At 55.4% G+C, this 19,551-nt stretch carries 20 protein-coding genes; 13 read left to right on the forward strand and 7 right to left on the reverse strand.

All coding sequences use genetic code 11. The features are described from left to right. Positions 1-18: 18 nt before the first annotated feature. Complete coding sequence (locus CQ018_RS16125; RefSeq protein ID WP_105551040.1) at positions 19-471, reverse strand: MarR family winged helix-turn-helix transcriptional regulator; 453 nt, start codon at positions 469-471, stop codon at positions 19-21. A 150-nt stretch (positions 472-621) separates the two neighbouring features. On the opposite strand from CQ018_RS16125, the gene pyrE reads away from it, so the two are divergent. From pyrE to CQ018_RS16170, 9 genes are all read left to right on the forward strand, one after another. Continuing rightward, on the forward strand, positions 622-1,179 hold the full coding sequence (gene pyrE / locus CQ018_RS16130; protein ID WP_181149929.1) for an orotate phosphoribosyltransferase: 558 nt from the start codon (positions 622-624) through the stop codon (positions 1,177-1,179). A gap of 196 nt (positions 1,180-1,375) precedes the next feature. Then, a complete protein-coding gene (locus CQ018_RS16135; protein WP_105551042.1) occupies positions 1,376-2,806 on the forward strand; it encodes a DUF222 domain-containing protein in 1,431 nt (476 codons plus the stop codon). 330 nt (positions 2,807-3,136) lie between these two features. Beyond that, positions 3,137-3,439 (forward strand): urease subunit gamma, encoded by a 303-nt coding sequence (locus CQ018_RS16140; RefSeq protein ID WP_105551043.1) that lies wholly within the window; start codon positions 3,137-3,139, stop codon positions 3,437-3,439. A 15-nt stretch (positions 3,440-3,454) separates the two neighbouring features. Further along, positions 3,455-4,030, forward strand: a complete 576-nt coding sequence (locus CQ018_RS20755) for an urease subunit beta (protein ID WP_308729230.1) — start codon at positions 3,455-3,457, stop codon at positions 4,028-4,030. Continuing rightward, on the forward strand, positions 4,027-5,739 hold the full coding sequence (ureC, locus tag CQ018_RS16150; protein ID WP_105551044.1) for an urease subunit alpha: 1,713 nt from the start codon (positions 4,027-4,029) through the stop codon (positions 5,737-5,739). The genes CQ018_RS20755 and ureC overlap by 4 nt, the downstream gene beginning before the upstream one ends. Positions 5,740-5,767: 28 nt before the next feature. Continuing rightward, positions 5,768-6,241, forward strand: coding sequence for an urease accessory protein UreE (ureE, locus tag CQ018_RS16155; RefSeq protein ID WP_105551045.1), 474 nt, complete (start codon positions 5,768-5,770; stop codon positions 6,239-6,241). After that, positions 6,222-6,923 (forward strand): urease accessory protein UreF, encoded by a 702-nt coding sequence (locus CQ018_RS16160; protein ID WP_105551046.1) that lies wholly within the window; start codon positions 6,222-6,224, stop codon positions 6,921-6,923. Before ureE ends, CQ018_RS16160 begins: the two co-directional genes overlap by 20 nt. 56 nt (positions 6,924-6,979) lie before the next feature. Beyond that, positions 6,980-7,594 carry an urease accessory protein UreG gene (gene ureG, locus CQ018_RS16165; RefSeq protein ID WP_105551047.1) on the forward strand — a complete coding sequence of 205 codons (615 nt, stop codon included), beginning with the start codon at positions 6,980-6,982 and terminating at the stop codon, positions 7,592-7,594. Positions 7,595-7,598: 4 nt separating this feature from the next. After that, positions 7,599-8,489: an urease accessory protein UreD gene (locus tag CQ018_RS16170; protein ID WP_105551048.1), complete on the forward strand. Its 891-nt coding sequence runs from the start codon at positions 7,599-7,601 to the stop codon at positions 8,487-8,489. On the opposite strand, the gene CQ018_RS16175 is transcribed toward CQ018_RS16170, so the two are convergent. The 4 genes from CQ018_RS16175 to CQ018_RS16190 are packed head-to-tail and all read right to left on the reverse strand — an operon-like array spanning position 8,486 to position 13,491. Further along, positions 8,486-9,196 carry an ABC transporter ATP-binding protein gene (locus CQ018_RS16175; RefSeq protein ID WP_105551049.1) on the reverse strand — a complete coding sequence of 237 codons (711 nt, stop codon included), beginning with the start codon at positions 9,194-9,196 and terminating at the stop codon, positions 8,486-8,488. The two genes, CQ018_RS16170 and CQ018_RS16175, sit on opposite strands and share 4 nt — an antisense overlap. Then, positions 9,193-10,824, reverse strand: coding sequence for an ATP-binding cassette domain-containing protein (locus tag CQ018_RS16180; protein WP_105551050.1), 1,632 nt, complete (start codon positions 10,822-10,824; stop codon positions 9,193-9,195). Before CQ018_RS16180 ends, CQ018_RS16175 begins: the two co-directional genes overlap by 4 nt. Continuing rightward, positions 10,817-11,827 (reverse strand): ABC transporter permease, encoded by a 1,011-nt coding sequence (locus CQ018_RS16185; RefSeq protein WP_105551051.1) that lies wholly within the window; start codon positions 11,825-11,827, stop codon positions 10,817-10,819. Before CQ018_RS16185 ends, CQ018_RS16180 begins: the two co-directional genes overlap by 8 nt. Continuing rightward, positions 11,824-13,491, reverse strand: coding sequence for an ABC transporter substrate-binding protein (locus CQ018_RS16190; RefSeq protein ID WP_258142660.1), 1,668 nt, complete (start codon positions 13,489-13,491; stop codon positions 11,824-11,826). Before CQ018_RS16190 ends, CQ018_RS16185 begins: the two co-directional genes overlap by 4 nt. Positions 13,492-13,603: 112 nt before the next feature. On the opposite strand from CQ018_RS16190, the gene CQ018_RS16195 reads away from it, so the two are divergent. From CQ018_RS16195 to CQ018_RS16205, 3 genes are all read left to right on the forward strand, one after another. Beyond that, complete coding sequence (locus tag CQ018_RS16195) at positions 13,604-13,948, forward strand: helix-turn-helix transcriptional regulator (protein ID WP_105551053.1); 345 nt, start codon at positions 13,604-13,606, stop codon at positions 13,946-13,948. Between the two features lie 75 nt (positions 13,949-14,023). Further along, entirely contained in the window at positions 14,024-15,256 is a 1,233-nt protein-coding gene (locus CQ018_RS16200; protein ID WP_105551054.1) for an MFS transporter, read from the forward strand. A 106-nt stretch (positions 15,257-15,362) separates the two neighbouring features. Next, a complete protein-coding gene (locus CQ018_RS16205) occupies positions 15,363-16,586 on the forward strand; it encodes an amidohydrolase family protein (protein ID WP_105551055.1) in 1,224 nt (407 codons plus the stop codon). A 24-nt stretch (positions 16,587-16,610) separates the two neighbouring features. On the opposite strand, the gene CQ018_RS16210 is transcribed toward CQ018_RS16205, so the two are convergent. Both CQ018_RS16210 and corA read right to left on the reverse strand, forming a co-directional pair. Continuing rightward, the gene (locus tag CQ018_RS16210; RefSeq protein WP_374954214.1) at positions 16,611-17,393 is read right to left on the reverse strand and encodes an HAD-IIA family hydrolase; all 783 of its coding nucleotides are present in this window, start codon (positions 17,391-17,393) and stop codon (positions 16,611-16,613) included. Between the two features lie 127 nt (positions 17,394-17,520). Next, positions 17,521-18,528: a magnesium/cobalt transporter CorA gene (gene corA / locus CQ018_RS16215; RefSeq protein WP_105551057.1), complete on the reverse strand. Its 1,008-nt coding sequence runs from the start codon at positions 18,526-18,528 to the stop codon at positions 17,521-17,523. A 201-nt stretch (positions 18,529-18,729) separates the two neighbouring features. Between corA and CQ018_RS16220 the strand changes: the two genes are divergently transcribed. Continuing rightward, positions 18,730-19,374, forward strand: coding sequence for an RNA methyltransferase (locus tag CQ018_RS16220; protein ID WP_181149931.1), 645 nt, complete (start codon positions 18,730-18,732; stop codon positions 19,372-19,374). The last annotated feature ends 177 nt before the right edge of the window (positions 19,375-19,551 follow it).

The following is a 19,551-nucleotide window of genomic DNA, read 5'->3' on the forward strand; positions in this document are numbered from 1 at the left end:
TAGCGCGCCAAGCTTTCTTTAGGCATCGGCAGGCGGGTTATTCGGATCCCATCCAAGGTTAGTGGCCATTTGCTGCAACGAAGCCACGGTAACCGCGTATTCTTCGGAGCTGATACCCGCGCTAGATTCCTCGCGCATGGCATCGACGATCTCGGTTAAACGATCCAAGGAGATCGCACCACGTTCGGTCAAAGCAAAGGTATGCCCATCCTCGGAAACCCACCCGGATTCAACTAGCTCGGCTAAATGCTCCGAGGGGCTCGTCGGTTCATCCTCGGCCTGAGCTGTGCCAAAGAATGGAGCAAGCGCCGCGGTGAGTTGTCCACCCGAAGCGGATCCGCGCGCAAGTACATTGAGCAGCTGCCACTGTCTACGCGTGACACCGTGCTCCTCGAGGGAATTGGCAAACTGCTCAGAAATGAGCGAGTCAACCAGTTTGAGCCAGTAACCCAATGGGCGTTGATCGGTCATGACCTCAGCCTAGCCCCGCAACCGCTCCCTGTCAGTAGCGGATTTGTAATCGGGGCCTGCCTTGACTGGTAACTGCTGTGAGCTAGCTAAAGCGGCTTGCCGTGAGCCGAAGGATGCAATCAGCAGCGGCGGCAAACTAGAATTATGCTCATGACCAACTCTGCCGCGCGCACCCGTTTGCTTGAACTCGTTAAGGAACTTGCCGTTGTTCACGGCAAAGTGATCCTCTCCTCCGGTAAAGAAGCCGATTACTACATCGATCTTCGCCGCATCACCCTGCACCATGAAGCCGCACCGTTGGTGGGTGCTGTAATGCTTCAGATGCTTGATGAAGCCGGCATCGAGTTCACTAACGCCGGTGGCCTCACCATGGGTGCCGACCCGGTAGGTACAGCACTGATGCACGCAGCTGGACAGGCCGGACGCGCCATCGACGCCTTTGTGGTTCGTAAGGCACAGAAGTCCTACGGCATGGGCCGCCAGGTCGAGGGTCCCTCGGTTGAAGGCCGCAACGTTGTGGTTTTGGAAGATACCTCCACCACAGGTGGTTCGGCATTGACAGCGGTTGAAGGCGTACGCAAGGCAGGCGGCAATGTTGTTGCAGTTGCAGTGATCGTCGACCGCGACACCGGTTCGAAGGAACGCATCGAAGCAGAAGCAGGCGTGCCGTACCTCTACATTTATGGCAAGGAAGAACTGGGCCTCTAGAGTTCAGCACTTGCAAGGATCGAGAAGGACCTCCAAGCAGTACTTGGGGGTCCTTCGCTGTTTCTGTCCCCCAATGTGGTGGAGGGAGTGAAGGGCCGGGAAGTCCTTAGATTTTTAGCCGAAATAATTTTCGAAGAGTTGCTTTTCAAGCGCGGAGCAGGGACAAAGTGTCGGTGAGATTTTCTAAAATTGAAGCATGGCAGCGACGTCAGACACTCCCGAAGTTCGTGCAGGGGCGAAACCCAAAGATCTAAGCTATGGGCACCTTCTCTCACAGGGTTTAGACCCGAAACAATTGGTAGTTGAGCTTCTTCGCCTTGAAGGAACTAATGGCGTGCACTTGCTTGCCAAGGCCCTGCATGAGGCCACGATCCCCGCAGATCGTTTCACCAGCATTGAAACGATTAGTGCATTAGAAGATCTTAAAGCAAGTGCTTGCGAACTTCAGGCGGGCACCACCTACGCCTTAGAAGAAAACCTCACTCAACAACGCGTGGCATGCAGCCAACGAAGCGTTGAACAAGAATTTGGTGTGGGGCCGGAGGTCGCTATCGCGCGGCACAAACGCCCGCGATCCGGAATTTCCTACGTGAATTTCACTAAGATCCTTTTCGAAGATTTACCTCATACCCGGTTGGCCTTCAGGAACGGAACGTTCTCGGAGGAAGAGGCAATGACCATCGTTAAGGAGGTCAAGGGTCTGAACCAGGAACAACGCCAGGAAATCGATTGTCGTGTGTATCTTGAGGCACCGAGTGTGGTCCTCCAAGGCGGGAAGAAATTAGCTTCTATCATTCGGGCTTGGGCTCTATCCTATGGGTCGGCCAAGGACGAGGACTCCCACGAAAAGGCCAACGATCGCCGGTTTTTGAATGTAGTTCCGGTGAATCAATACGAGTCACGGATAGTCGGATCACTACCTACCGGGCTTGCCGTTTTAGTGGCCCAAGCTATCACGGCACGGATTTCTCAAGCCCAAAAAGATGGTGATTCGCGACCCCACTCGCAGGTAGCGGCAGATGCATTCGTGGAGGGAATCACCGGAGTCAGCGACCCGAGCCAAGTCCCGGTCACCTTAGGCATTGTGATGACCGATCGCACTTTGATTCAAGGCCACGCAGAACCTGCACATCTTGAAGGCTATGGCGTGATCAGCGCGGAACACGCTCGTAAGATCTTGTGCGGCACTCAAGCCCACCCTAACGAATATGACGTGTGGGTGCGCAGGCTCTATACGGCACCAGGAACCGCGGATTTGATCGCCATGGATTCGGCTCAGCGAAAATTTACCGGCAACCTGAGAAAATTCATCATCATTAGGGACCAATTCTGTCGTACACCCTTCTGCGATAGCCCCATTCGGCACCTCGACCACGTGCTCCAGGCAGCAAAAGATGGGCCGACAAGCGTCGAAAATAGTGATGGGTTGTGCGCCTTTTGTAATTTAACGAAAGAGGCACCGGGCTGGAAAGAAGAAACAGTTCCAGGACCGCGCCACACCAAGCGAGTGACCACTAGTAGCGGCCAAACCTACCTCGCCACGGCGCTTCCCCTACCAGGAGCAACCACCTACAACGTGGAACCTGCGAAACAAAAAACCATCACAGAACCTAAGCGTTCCAACTAACAAACTCACCGAGAAACCACCCCCACCGAAGTGGGGCTGGGACACACCTATGTCCCACACCAAAAGCGGAAATAAACTCTGTAATTTCGTGTGAAAATGCCGGTACCTTGCTGACCAAATGCGGGACTTTGACACACAAATGGGGGTCAACAAGGCCACATCAAATGTCCACCAACGAAATCCTAAACAAAGTACGGAATTTTTGGTTGAATATTGGAGCTTTTCCTCTGCTAGTCTTGCCATATCCACGGACCTCCCGGCCTTGATCTGGCCGGTTGCAGATAACGGGTGGTACGCCATTAACAGTTGTGTAGACCAAGGAGCCCCTTAATGCATCTGACCCCGCGAGAGCACGAAAAGCTCATGGTGGTTGTAGCAGCGGATCTGGCGCGCAGACGCCAGAGTCGTGGACTATTACTGAACCACCCAGAATCGGTGGCAATTATTACCTATGAGCTCATTGAAGGTGCCCGCGATGGACGAACCGTCGCAGATTTGATGAGCTACGGAACCACCATCTTGACCCGAGAGCAGGTCATGGTTGGCATCCCGGAAATGATTTCCGAAGTTCAGGTTGAAGCTACATTCCCTGACGGAACCAAACTCGTCACTGTCCACAACCCGATTCGCTAGCGGCAGGAGAAAAACATGATCCCCGGAGAATATATTCTGCGCGATGAGCCGATCCTCTGTAACGACGAGCTCGAAACCCGAATTCTCAACCTTGTAAACCATGGTGACCGGCCCATTCAGGTTGGCTCGCACTACCACTTTGCTGAGGTCAACCCCCAGCTAGATCTGGACAGGGTCGCGGCGCGCGGTTTCCGTCTGGATATCCCTGCAGGCACCGCGGTTCGCTTCGAGCCAGGTGACGCACGCACGGTGCACCTGGTCGAATTTGCTGGACGACGCCACGTTTACGGATTCCAAGACCGTGTCAACGGCCCATTGGGTGTAACCATTCCGGTGGTGGAGACCGAAGCCATTGGTGGAACCGCAGGCATCAACCCGATCACCGAGGCCGAGATCGTCTCCGACTATGACATTGATTTGCCCAACTTGGGCGGAGAATCGGTGGGCTTCCACACCGACTTTGGTGTTGACCCAGTCGATGAGTCTCTACCTCCCCACCCGGATGAGGTTAGAAAAGCCACGGAGGAAAGCGAAAAGGCCGAAGAAGAGTCAGTGACCAACGAAAATACCCCTGAGGAGGACCAAGCATGAGTTTTGAGATGAGCCGCAAACACTACGCGGAAATGTATGGCCCGACCACCGGGGATGCTATTCGTCTTGCCGATACGGAACTTTTAGCAGAAATTGAACACGACTTCACCAACTACGGCGACGAGGTTGTTTTCGGCGGTGGCAAGGTCATTCGTGATGGCATGGGCCAAAACGGACAACTGACCCGAGACCAAGATATCCCCGACACTGTTATCACCAATGTCGTAGTCATTGACTACACGGGAATTTACAAGGCCGACGTGGCCCTGCGCGATGGACACATCTTCAAAATCGGTAAGGCCGGCAACCCGGACATTACCGACGGCGTCAACATCACCATCGGTGCCGCGACGGACATTATTGCCGGTGAACACAAGATCCTTACCGCCGGTGCCATCGACACCCACGTGCACTTCGTGAGCCCAGATCAGGTCCCGGTGGCACTTGGTTCTGGTATTACCACCATGATTGGTGGCGGTGCCGGTCCGTCCGATGCCTCAAAGGCCACTACCGTGACGCCTGGCCCCTGGCACATTTCCCGGATGCTGCAGGCAGTTGAAAACCTGCCCATGAACATCGGGTTCCTCGGCAAGGGACATGCAAGCTCCCGTGGACCATTGGCCGAACAAATTCGTGCCGGAGCCATCGGCCTGAAGATCCACGAAGACTGGGGAGCTACCCATTCATCGATTAATGAGTCTTTGAAGATCGCAGATGAATTCGATATTCAGATCGCTATCCACGCCGACACGCTCAATGAGTGTGGCTTCGTGGAGGACACCATCGCGGCCATTGGGGATCGAGTGATCCACACCTTCCACACGGAGGGTGCTGGCGGCGGCCACGCACCGGATATTATTCGCATGGCCGGGCTGCCCAACGTCCTGCCGGCATCGACAAACCCTACCCTGCCGTACACCATTAACACGGTCGATGAACACCTAGATATGCTCATGGTGGCTCATCACCTCAACGCGGACATCCCCGAAGATGTTGCCTTCGCTGACTCGCGTATTCGAGCGGAGACCATTGCCGCAGAGGACGTCCTGCACGATATGGGCGTCTTCTCGATTACCTCCTCAGACTCCCAGGCCATGGGCCGCATTGGAGAGGTAGTGCTACGCACCTGGCAGGTAGCCGATGCCATGAAACGCCAGCGCGGCAAGCTGCCCGACGACCTGGAAATCGGTGACAACTTCCGGATCAAGCGCTACATCGCCAAGTACACCATCAATCCTGCTATCGCCCACGGAATTGCGGATTCCATTGGCAGTATCGAGGAAGGCAAATTTGCGGACTTGGTGCTCTGGGACCCGGCATTCTTCGGGGTTAAACCTGACATGGTCATCAAGGGCGGACTGATCGTGCAGTCATTGATGGGGGATTCGAACGGATCAATTCCAACTCCACAACCCCGTACCCTACGCACCAACTTTGGGGCGTTGGGATCTGCTGTCCACCACAGCGCAATTACGTTCCTGTCACAGGCAGCCATCGAAGAAGGCGTTCCCGAGCGGCTGCGCCTGCGCAAGGTTATCCGGCCCGTGCATGGTATCCGCACGCTACGTAAGAGCGATTTGAAACTCAATGGGGAAACTCCGGAAATCCACGTTGACCCGCAAACCTATGCGGTAACCGTCGACGGAGAACTAGCAACCTGTGAGCCCTCCAAGGTCTTGCCAATGGCTCAGCGTTACTTTCTCTTCTAAAAAACCACAAAGTTTTCAAAGGATTTCAATGATTATCGAAAAGCTCGTGGGCAACACCCATGAGATCCCGGCCGATGAACTTGTAGGACTACACCAAGAAAAGGTGGTGCTACCCAGCGCCGCTCTGGTCAAACGCATTCAACGGGTCACCACAGATCACGGCCGCGAACTAGGTATTAGGCTGGCACCCGGTGCGGACCTACGCGACGGGGATATCCTGCTACGCAATGAGAAGGAAATCATCACCATTTCGGTGCTCCCTACCGACGTATTGGTCATTGGTGCCAAAAGCATTTTTGAGATGGGTCAAGTGGCCCATGCGCTTGGAAATCGGCACCTGCAGGCCCAGTTCTTTGACACGGATTCCGAATACGGTGCAGCAGTTATGGTGGTCCAATACGACCATACCGTTGAAGATTTCCTCAAGAGCCACGGCACCGCATATCAACGCCAAGAACGCGTGATGCCGGTTCCGTTCCGCCATGCCGAACACACCCACTAATGCCGCAGTCGGTCACCTGCTGACTCTATTGCAGCTGACCGATTCGGCGCTTCCCACCGGTGCCTTCAGCCACTCATTGGGGCTCGAAAGTTATCTGAGCACCCGTCAGGTCCATGACGAAGCAACATTTACCATTTGGTTGGAAAAGTTCTTATCCCAATCATTGGTGTATTCGGATGGGCTTGTAGTTCGCTTGGCTTGGGAAGCGGAGGATGCAGCGGCGATTGCGCGCGTGGATCAGCTAGTTCACGCCGCAGCGGTGCCCCGAGAAATCCGGGAAGCCGGGATCAAAATGGGTGCACGGATGCTGCACGTTGCCACAAGCGTGTTCCCGACCAAGGAACTTAGCTCGTATCAAGAACAGATCCTTGCCGCAGAATGTTATGGGCACCCCGGGGTTGCCTTTGCACTGGGTGCCAAAGGTGCTGGGGCACCGTGTCCTGACGCGATTGCCGGATATCTGTTCTCAACCATCACCTCAATGACGCAAAACGCGATTCGTGGCATCCCCATCGGTCAAGATGCGGGACAACGAGTCCTACGTGCCATGCATCAACCGGTAATTGACGCCGTGGCGGTCATTATGGGCCTTGAAGAATATGATCTGGGCGCGGCGGCACCGGGGCTAGAAATTGCACAAATGCGGCACGAACATCTTCGTGCACGCATGTTCATGTCCTAGCCAATTCCCAGCGGGCCTAAGTACCCACACACGTAAACTTAAGAATATTAGGAGTCATCATGGAACCCATTTGCATTGGTATTGGCGGACCCGTTGGAGCGGGAAAAACCCAGCTCATCGAACGCATTACCCGACGCCTCGACGGTGAAATCTCAATGGCAGCGATCACCAACGACATTTATACAATCGAAGACGCTAAGATCCTTGCCGCCAACGGGGTACTGCCGTTGGATCGAATCATTGGTATTGAAACTGGTGGCTGCCCGCATACCGCCATCCGCGAGGATACCTCAATGAATTCTGCAGCCATCGAGGAGCTCAAAGCCACGCACCCAGATCTACAGCTGATCTTTGTTGAATCCGGCGGAGATAACCTCTCGGCTACCTTCTCACCGGAACTTGTTGACTTCTCGATTTACATCATTGATGTGGCCCAGGGGGAGAAAATCCCGCGCAAGGCAGGCCAAGGCATGATCAAATCGGATCTATTCATTATCAACAAGACTGACCTAGCCCCGTATGTTGGAGCGGATCTCTCGATCATGGAGCGCGATTCCAAGGAATTCCGTGGGGATCGTCCCTTCTGCTTCACCAACCTGAAGACCGACGACGGCCTAGACACCGTCATTGAGTGGCTCAAGCACGAGGTTCTGATGCTGGATTTGAGCTAAATAGATGGCAGTGAATAGATCCCCGGTGATCCCGGAACTTGGGGAAAACCCTTTCGGCTCCGAACCAATGGTCGGAGAGCTGCGCTTACGCGTGGGAAATCGGGCAGGAAAGGCGATTGCCACCCGGCAATATCATCAAGGCGCGCTGCGGATCCTGCGCCCGCACTACCTCGATGAGACAGACCAGGTGTGTTACACCATCGTGAACCCCGGTGGCGGGTACATTGGCGGGGACCGCTATGGCATTCAGGTAGTTGTAGACCAGAACGCAAGCTTGTTGCTGACGACCCAGTCGGCCACCAAGGTCTATAAGACCCCGCAGAATCATGTGGAACAACACATGGTTGTAGATTTGGGTCCCGGAGCGGTGCTCGAATACGTCCCGGACCAGCTTATTGCTTACCGCGGAGCCAGCTACCGGCAGCACACTCAGATTCAGATGTGCGCCGATTCCAGCTTGCTGCTTTGCGAGGTACTCACCCCCGGGTGGAGCCCCGATGGAAAACCATTCCGCTATGACGAGGTCCGCCTGCGCACCGAAGTCAGCATCGATGGCAGACTCACGGTGCTCGATAACCTCTTGGTCCGCCCGGGAACCGATTCGCTTGATTCACTGTTGTTCTTACAGGATTACACCCATGTGGGGATGCTGCTTGCGATGGATTCCCGGCTTGAAAAAGCGAGTATTGAACGGATCAGGGAGCTTGCCTACAAGATTGGTGAGGCTCAACGCTCCCCGGTGCATCTGGGGATTAGTCAGGTTCCAGGACCCGGGGTGGCGGTGCGGGCGCTCTCGCACTCCACCGAGGCCATTAATGCTGTGATGATGGCGGTTGTTGACGATCTGCGTCACCACCTCAGGGGGCAAAAGCCCATGAATTTGCGTAAATATTAGGAAGTACGCTCCACGGCATTGGTTTGTGGGGCACCAAGCTCGGCAAGGTTCTGCATGCGGTGGGCCACTTGACCAAGTGCCTCGGCATCGTGGGAAGCAACAAGCACCGCGGTGCCGCTGGTTGCCTGCCGGGCGAGCAGCTGAAGAATCGTGCGGGTGGTTTGCGCGTCTAACGCGGAGGTGGGCTCATCACAGATCAATACGCTGGGCTCTAGGACCAAGGACCTAGCGATCATGGCCCGTTGTAATTGCCCATCGGATACCTGATGTGGGTAGCTGCGTAGGAGCTTGGGGGAAAGCTGCACCAGATCGGCTAGCTGGCCAAGGCGTTCTGCATGTTGTGTGGGGCGCGGTCGTAATGCTCCTGAGCGGAAATCCAAGGGGGCGCAGATCAACGATTCAAGCCTGAGTCGCGGATCTGACGCGGCGCGCGAGGATTGCAAAACTACACCCAGGTTTCTGCGCATCTCAGAGGGGACTTCGTGGTTAGGCATGACGAGACGATTATTTATGGAAACGGTCCCGGAATCGGCACCAAGCATTAATGCAGCTATTCGGATCAAGGTGGATTTACCGGCACCCGAGGGCGCCGTGAGCCCCACCAGCTCTCCGGCTCCGACCCGCAGATTGATGCGCTCGAGTAACTGGTGAGAGTCTCGCGGGGTCCCGGGGTGCGTAAATGAAATATTCGCCAGTTCAAGGCTCATGCGTGGTTCCCGAGCAATTCCTGAGTGTAGGGGTGAGCCGGGTTGCCCAAGATCTCACCGGCAGTACCGGATTCGACTATGACACCGTTCTCTATGACGCATAGCCGATCAGCAATCTCGCGAGCCACCACCAGATCGTGGCTCACCACGACGATGCTGCGCCCACCGGAGGCCTCAGCACGCAGAAGATTTTGGATCACCACGCGTGTTTGAGTATCAAGTGCAGATGTTGGTTCATCGAGTAAAAGGATTGCCGACTCGGTGGCTAAACCAAGAGCCAAGACAACGCGTTGGGCCTGCCCGCCGGAGAGTTCGTGCGGATACCGGTGCATCAGGGGTGGCTCCAGATTCACTCGAGTCAGTAAGGCCTCAAGATGTTCCGTGCTTGACGGCCGCCGATGAAGTTTGAGTGTCTGACGTAGCTGGGCTGCCACGGTTCGCACCGGGTTCAGTGAGGTGCTGGCGGAACCCGGGATAAATGTTAGTTTTTGTCCGCGTGCACCAGCCAGCTGTGATTTATTCATAGGGGTTCCTGAGAGCCTGATTGACCCGGTATGCCGAGCGCCTTCGGGGGATAGCCCGGCTATGACACGGAGCAGTTGAGATTTTCCGGCACCCGAGTGGCCAACGATGACGGTGATTTCTCCGCTTTTGGCGGTGAAATTTACCTCGTGCAGGATCTGCGTTTCGGCGCTCGCCTGCGCGTGGGGTTGCGGTAACCATAGGCTCAGTGCCTCGGTGTACAGAGCATAGGATGCGGAACTGGCGTCCTCGGTGTTGCTCGTTGTGCCGTGTTGGGCGGGCAAATGAGGCCTACGCGCTAATGACCGTTTAAACCCGTACGAGTGTCTAATATCTGTGTGGGCCAAAGAGAGCGTTGCCCAACTGACCAGGACCAAGATGCCCGCAGGGAAGGCCAATAACCACCACGCTCCGGTGAGGATTCCACCGCGAGCATCTTCGAGAAGCAGGCCGAGTGATGCGGATTCCGGGGGTAACCCCACACCCAAGAAGGAGAGGGCGCTTTCGTGCCAGATAGCGTGCGGTAGCTGTAAGGCCAAGGCTATTGCTGCCTGAGGTATCACCGCGGGCAAGAGGTGAGTGAACCAGATACTGCGTGGGGCAGCACCACTTGCCACGGATAAGGCAACATAATCTGAAACGCGTTCGGTCATCAACCGTGCACGGACGATGCGCGCCACCTGGGTCCAGTGCGTCAAAGCTATAGAAAGAACGATGGCCCACCATTGACCGCGCCACAAGGCCACCACGACAACCGCAAGTAACAGGTGGGGTAGGGCATTTGTCGTATCGACAAGGCGCATGGTGATTCTGTCAAACCAACCGCCACGCCATGCGGCAAGCACCCCGATGCCAACACCCACGAAGGTGGAACATAGTGAAGCCACTAGGGCCAAGAACAATGACATGCGCAGTGCAGCTGCCGCACGTATCCAAATATCCCGGCCCAAGGTATCGGTGCCGAAGAGGTGAACACTCGAGGGCGCCTGCAATACCGCGCCTAGGTCCACCTCGTGCGTGTCCACGGGAAATGCCCATGGCACCAACAATGCGTAGGTGATGGCCAAGGCCAACACGGTTAGCGGAACCACACGGAGCCTAAACATCGTGCACCCGCGGATCTACAGCAAGGTAGCAGGCATCGGCAAGCGCTGAACCGGCAAAAACCATCAGGCAGGTTAGGGCAGTGACTGCCGCGAGCAGCGGGAAGTCGCCGGCAATTGCCGAATCTACGGTGGCCGAGGCCAACCCCGGCCAGGAGAACACCACCTCGATGAGCAGGGCACCGGTGACAAGCTCTCCAAGCCGAGTACCAACGACAGTAATAAATGGCAGCGAGGCAACCGGCAATACCTGTGACAAGAGGATCTGCCTGCGACCAAAACCGCGTCCACGGGCAGCCAGCACAGCATCGGACGCAAGCTCTTGAAGCACCGAAGCACGCAGATTCATCACCAGCCACGGCAGGAGCGTGATGGCTAGGACGCATGCGGGTAAGACCAAATGCAGTGCCACGGAGGCACCGGTGGGCTCGGCACCACCGGCGGCAATCCCACCGGCAGGCAATCCCAAGCTCAGCGCAAAGACGGCGATGGCTACCAAACCTAAGACGAAGGGGGGAATTGCTTGGGCAATATGAACCACGCTCAGACAGAGCGTATCGAGGATCCCACCGGGGCGGAGCCCGGCCCCCAACGCCAGAAGAATTGAGAGAGCTATTGCAAGAATTAGTCCGGCGCCGGTCAGTAACACCGTATAGCCGAGACGTTCACTGAGCACCGTGGCCACAGGTTGAGCAAAAAGCCTAGAGGTTCCCCAATCCCCACTTAGTGCGTCGCCAATCCAACGGAACCACACCGAATACCAGGTATCGTTGAGCCCCAACTCTTGTGCCAAAGCCTCGCGCTGGGCAGGGGTTGCCTGTTCGTAGGCAGAACCCAAATAGGCGGCCAGCGGATTGAATGGTGCAATCGAGGCAAGCCAAAATACACCCGCGGTGACGGCCATGGTTGCGGGAATGGCAACCATGAAGCGTCGGGAGAGCAGGGAAATGATCTCTCTACCTCGGCCGCGGCGTATGTGCTTGGTGGTGCCAGCGGCAAGGATCATTGATTTCTAGCCCATTGGCCCGGCTTCACCCAGGGACCCCACGCGGTTCCGTGATCATGTGGCTCTAAGAGCGTCCCGGTACCGGTCCAGGCCTTTGCCGTTGAGCTACGTTGCACGTAGCTATGGTCAGCGAAGGCAAGCACCACCATCGACGGTTCATTGACATAGAGTGATTGAACCTGCCGGTAAGCCTTGTCGCGAGCTTCGGGGTCCAAGGTGGTACGGCCCAAATCTAGGGCGGCATCCATGCCTGGATCGGCAAAGTGACTAGGGTTATCGTAATAGGAACCAGCCGCTGGATACTCCGAATGCAGCATCTTGTATAACTGAGTATCAACGTCATAGGGGGTGTCCCCGCCACCAAGCATCAGAGCATCGGTGCCAATGCGTGGCTCGGCCTGATCAAAAGTTGCACTTTGAACGCTTACCAAGATCCCCAACTGCTTCATCTGTGCGGAGAAGGCCAGGGACAGATCCCTGCGCAGGGTGTCCCCGGGGTTATACATCAGGGTGAAACGTGCAGGGACTCCATCCTTGGAGCGCATAGCATCATCGCCTAACACCCAACCGCTTTGATCCAGAAGCTGCCCTGCACGTTTGGTGTCGTACGCAAATACCGCCGAAGGCTCAAATGCGTTTCCATAGGCCGCCGGAACAAAGGTAGAAGCAGGGCGCCCGGCTCCCGCCAGCACCCCATCTACCAGTGCTTGCCGATCAACCCCAAGGTTCAGGGCAAGGCGAACCGTTGGGTCAGAAGTCAGGGGATGCTCCGCGGGCAAAGATAAACCACGCCAATCTGCAGAGGTCGCCCGAACCAATTCAAAATCGCTATTCCCCGCAAAGGACGCAGCAAGCCGCGGGGGTAGGACAGTTCCATCAAATTCACCGGCCAACATGCGCTGAGCCCGAGAATTATCATCTGTAGCTTCCTCGTACACCACACGTTTGAGGTCAACCTCCCCATCCCTAAAACTGGGGTTCGCCTTGAGCACCAGCCGGGAAGGAGTAAATGAGTCAAGAACATAGGGGCCGGTACCAATCGGAGCCCGATTGAGCACCGAGTCCTCCACTAATCCGGTCCGTTCTAAAGATTCGGAAGGAGCGACGCCAATCAAAAGTGCGGTTTTGAATGAAACTTGTGGTTCGTGCAGTGTGAACTCAACCGTGTGATCATCGGTAGCACGCACACCGGCAAGATTTGTTAGAACCCCGGCAATGGGTGAGGCACTCGCCGGGTCCATGATGCTTTGGTAGCTTGCCACCACATCCTTCGCGTCGAAGGGGGTGCCGTCACTAAAGAAAATGCCAGTGCGGAGCGTAACTTTCCATTCCTTGGCATCTGCCGAAATTTCTGGCTGTGCGGCAGCTAGCAATGGAACTATTGCGGGTAGTTGGTTTTGGGGACCTTCGAGGGTGAAGAGGGATTCATTGATTTTGCCGGTGCCATTGTTATCGAATCCGGCTAGCGGGTTCAAGGTCTCGGGCAGCGCCGCGGTCAGCAGTGCGAGTGAATCATCAGGTTGGCTCCCCGTACCGCTTTGCGGAGGGGAAACTGCGCACCCTGCCGTAACAAGTAGCATTGAAGCTAGGAAGGCAAGCGGCGTGATGCGTGGAAGTCTGCGCACTAAGTGAGGGTGTCCTTTATCGAAAATTCGTGTAGTCATAGGATCTTTTCCCTATGTTACATGTGTCTGTGCAGACAGATAATAAGAGGTAAAACCGGACTAAGTGAGGTTTGGTTCTTGGTCCACATATGCATGTAGAAAGGAAGTTGCGATGCCCGATACTCAGCACAGCAAAATCGGCGCGCAAGCCGTTGCGCGTTCCGAAGAGAGCCTGCCCGAGTGGATTGATGTTTTTGCACTCTGCGCCGATGCAACGCGAATGAAAATCTTGGTGGCAGTGCATGCCGCTCCCGATGCCTCGGTATCCCAATTGGCAACTGCCACGGGGCTGAGCGCAAACACGGTGACACAAGCGCTGGCGACGTTGTATAAAGCGGGGGTTATGGAAGTGCGCGCCGATGGACGTTTTCGTCGATGGGCACTCACCCACCCGGAAGTGCACAAGTTATTGCATCAGATGCAGGCGCCGCACTCGACTCTTCATCCCGAACACTAAGGCAGCTTGCCCTAAGAACGTAACTTGAGGGTGCAATCCGATCCTGAACTGAGTCGAGCACATACGCTGTAGCGTGTGAGTAGCAAAGTAGAGTCCCTGCCGGTGCCTTTTCGTTGGCTCTGGGCCGGCGCGAGCGTAAGCAACCTTGGGGATGGGATGTTGCTTGCCGCCGGGCCGCTACTTGTTACATCACTTTCCCGCGAACCGCTAGCTGTTGCCCTAGCACCCTTTGCCCAACAACTTCCCTGGGTGATTTTTGGGCTGCTCGCCGGTGCCGTTGTGGACCGGGTCGATCGGCGCAAACTCATGATTAGCGTCAACTTATTGCGGCTCGTGGTGATACTGGGGCTCGCCGGGATCATTATGAGCGGAATGATCAACCTTCCGATCCTTTACGGGTGCCTATTCCTCTTGGGCACTGCCGAAACCTTTGCCGATAACGCCTCCACATCGCTGATTCCGAACTTGGTGCCAAGCCACCAGCTTGGCCTTGCCAATTCACGGCTCTTTGGCACCATTACCGTTACCAATCAGCTCGCCGGACCGCCCATAGGTGCATTGCTTTTTGCCGTATCTTTTGCGCTTCCCTATGCGGGATTTGCCGCATTATTGGGCGTTGCAGTGGTGCTTTATGCACGTGTTGTGGTTCCGTTGCCCGCACCCGGTACCCAAATGGCCGAGAAGTCATCGATGATCCGTGAGGTGCGCGAGGGCCTGGGATGGATGAGACGTCATTTTGCTGTTCGCACGCTGGCAGTTCTGATCACCTTCTTCAACATCACTTTCGGTGCCACCTTCGCAATGTTGGTGCTCTACGCAACCGGGCAATTGGGCCTAGACAGTGTCGGTTACGGCCTGCTGATTAGCGCAAGCGCGATTGGCGGCATCGTCGGATCATTACTCTTCCCGGCCCTCGAGCGGCGCTTTAGCTACGCAACATTGCTGCGTGCCGGACTCATCTTAGAAACGATCACACACCTTTCACTAGTGCTCACTCACCAAGCTTGGTTAGCGATGAGCATCCTCTTCCTTTTCGGTATTCACGCGTTGGTTTGGGGCTCGGTATCTTCAACCGTGCGTCAACGTGCGGTCCCGGACCGACTGCGTGGGCGAGTTAATTCGGTTTATATGCTTGGGAGCATTGGAGGCATTGCCGCTGGGGCACTCTTTGGTGGTCTGCTAGGGCAGGCCTTTAGCTACAAAGCCCCGTTCTATGTGGGTTTTGTAGGATCCCTGATTATTTTGCTGCTTGTTTGGAAATCAATGACACATATTGCCGCAGCAGGAAGCCATGGAGCCGAAGAATGAGGTGCCCAGCGAAATCCTTCGTTTATGTACCCACGCATGAAAGAGTTGGAGCAAATCGTTCCAAACACGTCTGCTTACTCGCAGCCCGATTGAGGAAAATATACAGATGCTGATCAAAAACGTTCGACCGTGGGGAAAAACCCCTGTCGATATTGAAATCATCGATGGTCGCATCGAAGCGATCAGCCCTCATGAACCGGGCCAAGACAGCGAACAACAGCAGCAGAGCGTGCTCGATGGGCATGGACGATTGGCTCTGCCATCATTTAGCGACGTCCACGTCCACTTGGATTCAACCCGTATTGGATTGCCGTTCCGAGAGCATACAGGTGCCCCCGGAGTGTGGGGCATGATGCTCAATGACAGAAATAACTGGCGCTTGGCGGAGAATTCTTTAACCGAACGCGTGGGGATGACCCTTGAAAAAATGATTGCTCACGGCACCACCCGTGTGCGGAGCTACGCGCAGATCGATATTGACTGCAAGCTCGAAAAGTTTGAGGCGGTGCTCGCCGCAAAGGAAAAATATGTGGCAAGCGCCGAGGTAGAAATCATGGCATTTCCGCAGGCCGGGTTGCTACTGGAACCCGGCACGGCACACTACCTCGAAGAATCGTTAAAGCTCGGGGCCACGGTGATGGGTGGAATCGATCCGTGCCAACTTGATCGGGATCCGGCCAAACACCTAGATATTGTGTTTGGGCTGGCCGAAAAATACCAGGTAGATGTCGATATTCACCTTCATGAACCAGGACACCTTGCCCAATTCAGCACCGAACTGATCATGGAACGCACCCGTGCCCTAGGCATGGAAGGCCGAGTCACACTTTCCCACGCATACGAGCTGGGAAATATCTCGGAGGCAGCAACCGCAAAGCTCATTGAATCCATGAGTGCCCTAGATATCTCATGGGCAACCGTTGCTCCGGCAACCAGCGGAAAACAATTCAATCTTGCCGCCATGACCCAAGCAGGCATTCGTGTTGGTTTGGGTGAAGATGGGCAACGAGATTACTGGAGTCCCTATGGGGATTGCGATATGCTCTCGCGCACCTGGCAATTGGCCTTCACACATGGACTGCGTGCCGATGAACTAATTGAACATGCTGCGGCCATTGGCACCTGGGGTGGGGCAACGATTATGGATCGATCGCTGGACCGACTTACCTCAACCACCGATCGGCCGGGACTAAGCCTAGGGGATCGCGCAGACCTAGTCTTGCTGGCCGGTGAAACTGTTTCAAGCGCGGTGATGGACCGCGGAAGCGATAGAACAGTGATCCATGGCGGTCGCGTTGTTGCCGATCAGTTGGTGCTCACCAACGGGTAAGCACCAACTGATCGGACGCGGAGACTACTCTGCTGCTGGCTGTGCAGGCTTGGCCGCGACGCCGTTCTTCAGCTCGGCATGAATGCCGGCAACCGATGCATACTCAAGATCCGGGCGGAACGGGAATGAGGCAACATCATCCGGTGAAGTAATGCCGGTGTGCACAAGAACCGTGAGCAGGCCCGCTTCCATACCGGCAATAATGTCGGTATCCATGCGGTCCCCGATCATGGCAGTGGTCTCAGAATGAGCATCAATGCGGTTCAGTGCAGAACGGAACATCATGGGATTTGGCTTGCCCACCACATACGGGACGCGGGTTGTGGCCTGGGTGATTAGCGCCGCAACCGCACCGGTTGCCGGCAGGAGCCCCTCGGGGGAGGGCCCGGTGGCATCCGGGTTGGTTGCAATGAAGCGAGCGCCATTACTGATCAACCGGATGGCTTTGGTGATTGCCTCAAACGAGTAAGTGCGTGTCTCACCAAGCACCACGTAATCGGGATCCTGATCGGTGAGAATGAATCCGGCATCATGCAACGCTGTGGTCAATCCGGCTTCGCCGATGACGAAGGCTCGACCACCGGGGCGCTGCCGACGCAAAAATTCTGCGGTAGCCATGGCCGAGGTCCAGATATTTTCTTCCGGAATATCAAGACCCGAAGACAGCAACCGGGCACGTAGGTCGCGCGGGGTGTAGATCGAGTTGTTGGTAAGAACTAGGAAACGTTTTCCTGTTGCTACCCAATGCCCGATCAGTTTCGCAGCACCAGGGATCGCCTGATTCTCGTGAACTAGTACCCCGTCCATGTCCGTAAGCCAGCAATTAATGTCATTCACGGTGCGTGGTTCATGCGATGGCACGAGTGGTTCCTTTCAAGAAGTACCTGATGAATACATTATTTCAGGTTATTGGGGCCGGAAGAAGAAAAAGTGATTAGAGCCAATTGTTTTTCTTGAAGATCACGAATAGTCCAACGCTGAGCGCGACCATGAGTCCTAACGCCGCTGGGTATCCCCAGCTAAAGTCCAGTTCTGGCATATTCGCAAAGTTCATTCCATAGATGCTGCCAATTAAACTCGGGGCAAAGAGGATTGCTGCCCAGGAGGAGATCTTTTTCATCTGCTCGTTCTGGGTAACCCCTGCCTCGGTGGCGCGCTGTGAGGCGAGTGTTGAAGATAGGGACAAAGCGTTAGATAACAGTGCACGGAAGGAAGCTACTCGATCGGCAATACGTATCGCGTGGTCTTGGACGTCAATAAACTTTCTGTCCAGTTCTAGGGCGTCTTCCGGCGTGAGGTTAGTGAGTTTGAGATCCTTACGCAGACGCTCGATGACATCGGATAGTGGTGCGACAGCGCGCTGAAATTCAATGACTTCCCGCGAAAGTTCGTAAATGCGTCTCGAGACTTGGTTTTGTCCGGAGAAGAGCTGCTCTTCAATCTCATCAATATCGTTGCTGAGCCCCGCGGCTACCGGTTCATATTCGTCTATTACCTGGTCCATCACCGCGTAAAGGACGGCTTCGGGCCCCATCGAGAGCAGATCATGTTCGGCCTCGAGGCGTTTGCGGACTTCGGCAATCCTTGGTGACTCTGCATGTCTGACTGTGACGACGAAATCGTCGCCCACGTAAACATGTAGCTCACCAAACTCAACCTTTTCAACATCGTCAAGGTATCTTGCGGGACGGAGCACGGCAAAAAGATGATCTCCGTAGTGATCGAGTTTGGGTCGTTGATGACCGGTTAGCGTGTCTTCAACTGCCAATTCGTGCAAGCCAAACTCCGAGGCAACCTCTTGCATTTCATGTGCATCGGGACGGTACAGGCCAAGCCAAGCCATCCCGTGATTTTGCTTCATGAGCTCAAACGTGGCTTCCAGGTCTCTGGGTTCGATTACTCGGTTTCCCTGCACATAGATGGCATTATCAACGATTGGCATGGAACCTCCGGGTAATGGGTGGCCGGAAGTGAACCGGTCGGGATCTTACTGTTCTGGCAAGTCTGTCATTCTTCCACGCTGCTTGACATTTAAGCGGTTCCGGGGCCACATACAAGAGTATTGCTCCGGAGCAAATGCTTGTCGAGCAAGACAAGCGACTACCCTTGAGGGGTGACTTCCGCCGTAGAACCAGATGCCTTAGTGCCAGCCGATACAACACCCGAATATGAGGAACGCCCAGAAGTGGGCGTTGGGCCGTGGGAGGGTGATCTGCCATCCGATGAACACTACGATCCTGAGCTTCTTGCCACAGGTGATCGCCGAAATGTGGCGGATAAGTACAGGTACTGGAGCATGGATGCGATCATTGCGGATCTAGACGAACGTCGTCACGATTTCCATATTGCCATTGAAAATTGGCAGCACGATATGAATATTGGGACAGTCGTACGTACCGCAAATGCGTTTTTGGCTAAAGAAGTGCACATCATTGGTCGCCGTCGGTGGAACCGTCGCGGCGCAATGGTCACCGACCGCTATCAACACGTACGGCACCACCCGACCGTTGAAGACTTCGTGACTTGGGCCAAAGGAGAAGGCTTGGCCATTATTGGAATCGATATCTTCCCCGATTCGCAGAAATTGGAAACCTACGAGCTGCCCCGTAATTGCGTATTGGTGTTTGGGCAGGAAGGCCCGGGGCTCAGCGAGGAAGTCCACGAGAGCGCCGAGGCAACATTGTCAATCGAACAATTTGGCTCCACGCGTTCTATCAATGCGGCCTCGGCCGCTGGAATTGCGATGCATGCGTGGATTCGCCGTCACGTCTTCAACCAGAGTGTCTAGTTCCGGGTGGTCGAATGGCTAGAAAGTCAAACGGTTAGCGAATATCCTTTCAAACCCTGTCGAAGGTAGGTTAGCGTAGGTCTTGGGCGACCACTTCCGTGTCACGGAAGGTCAAACCAAGTCCAAGAAAACGTGGGCTAGTACGCTCAAGCGCTGGGTGGCGTTATACCCACTGCC

Source organism: Arthrobacter sp. MYb227 (assembly GCF_002975435.1).
Classification (GTDB): Bacteria; Actinomycetota; Actinomycetes; order Actinomycetales; family Micrococcaceae; genus Paeniglutamicibacter.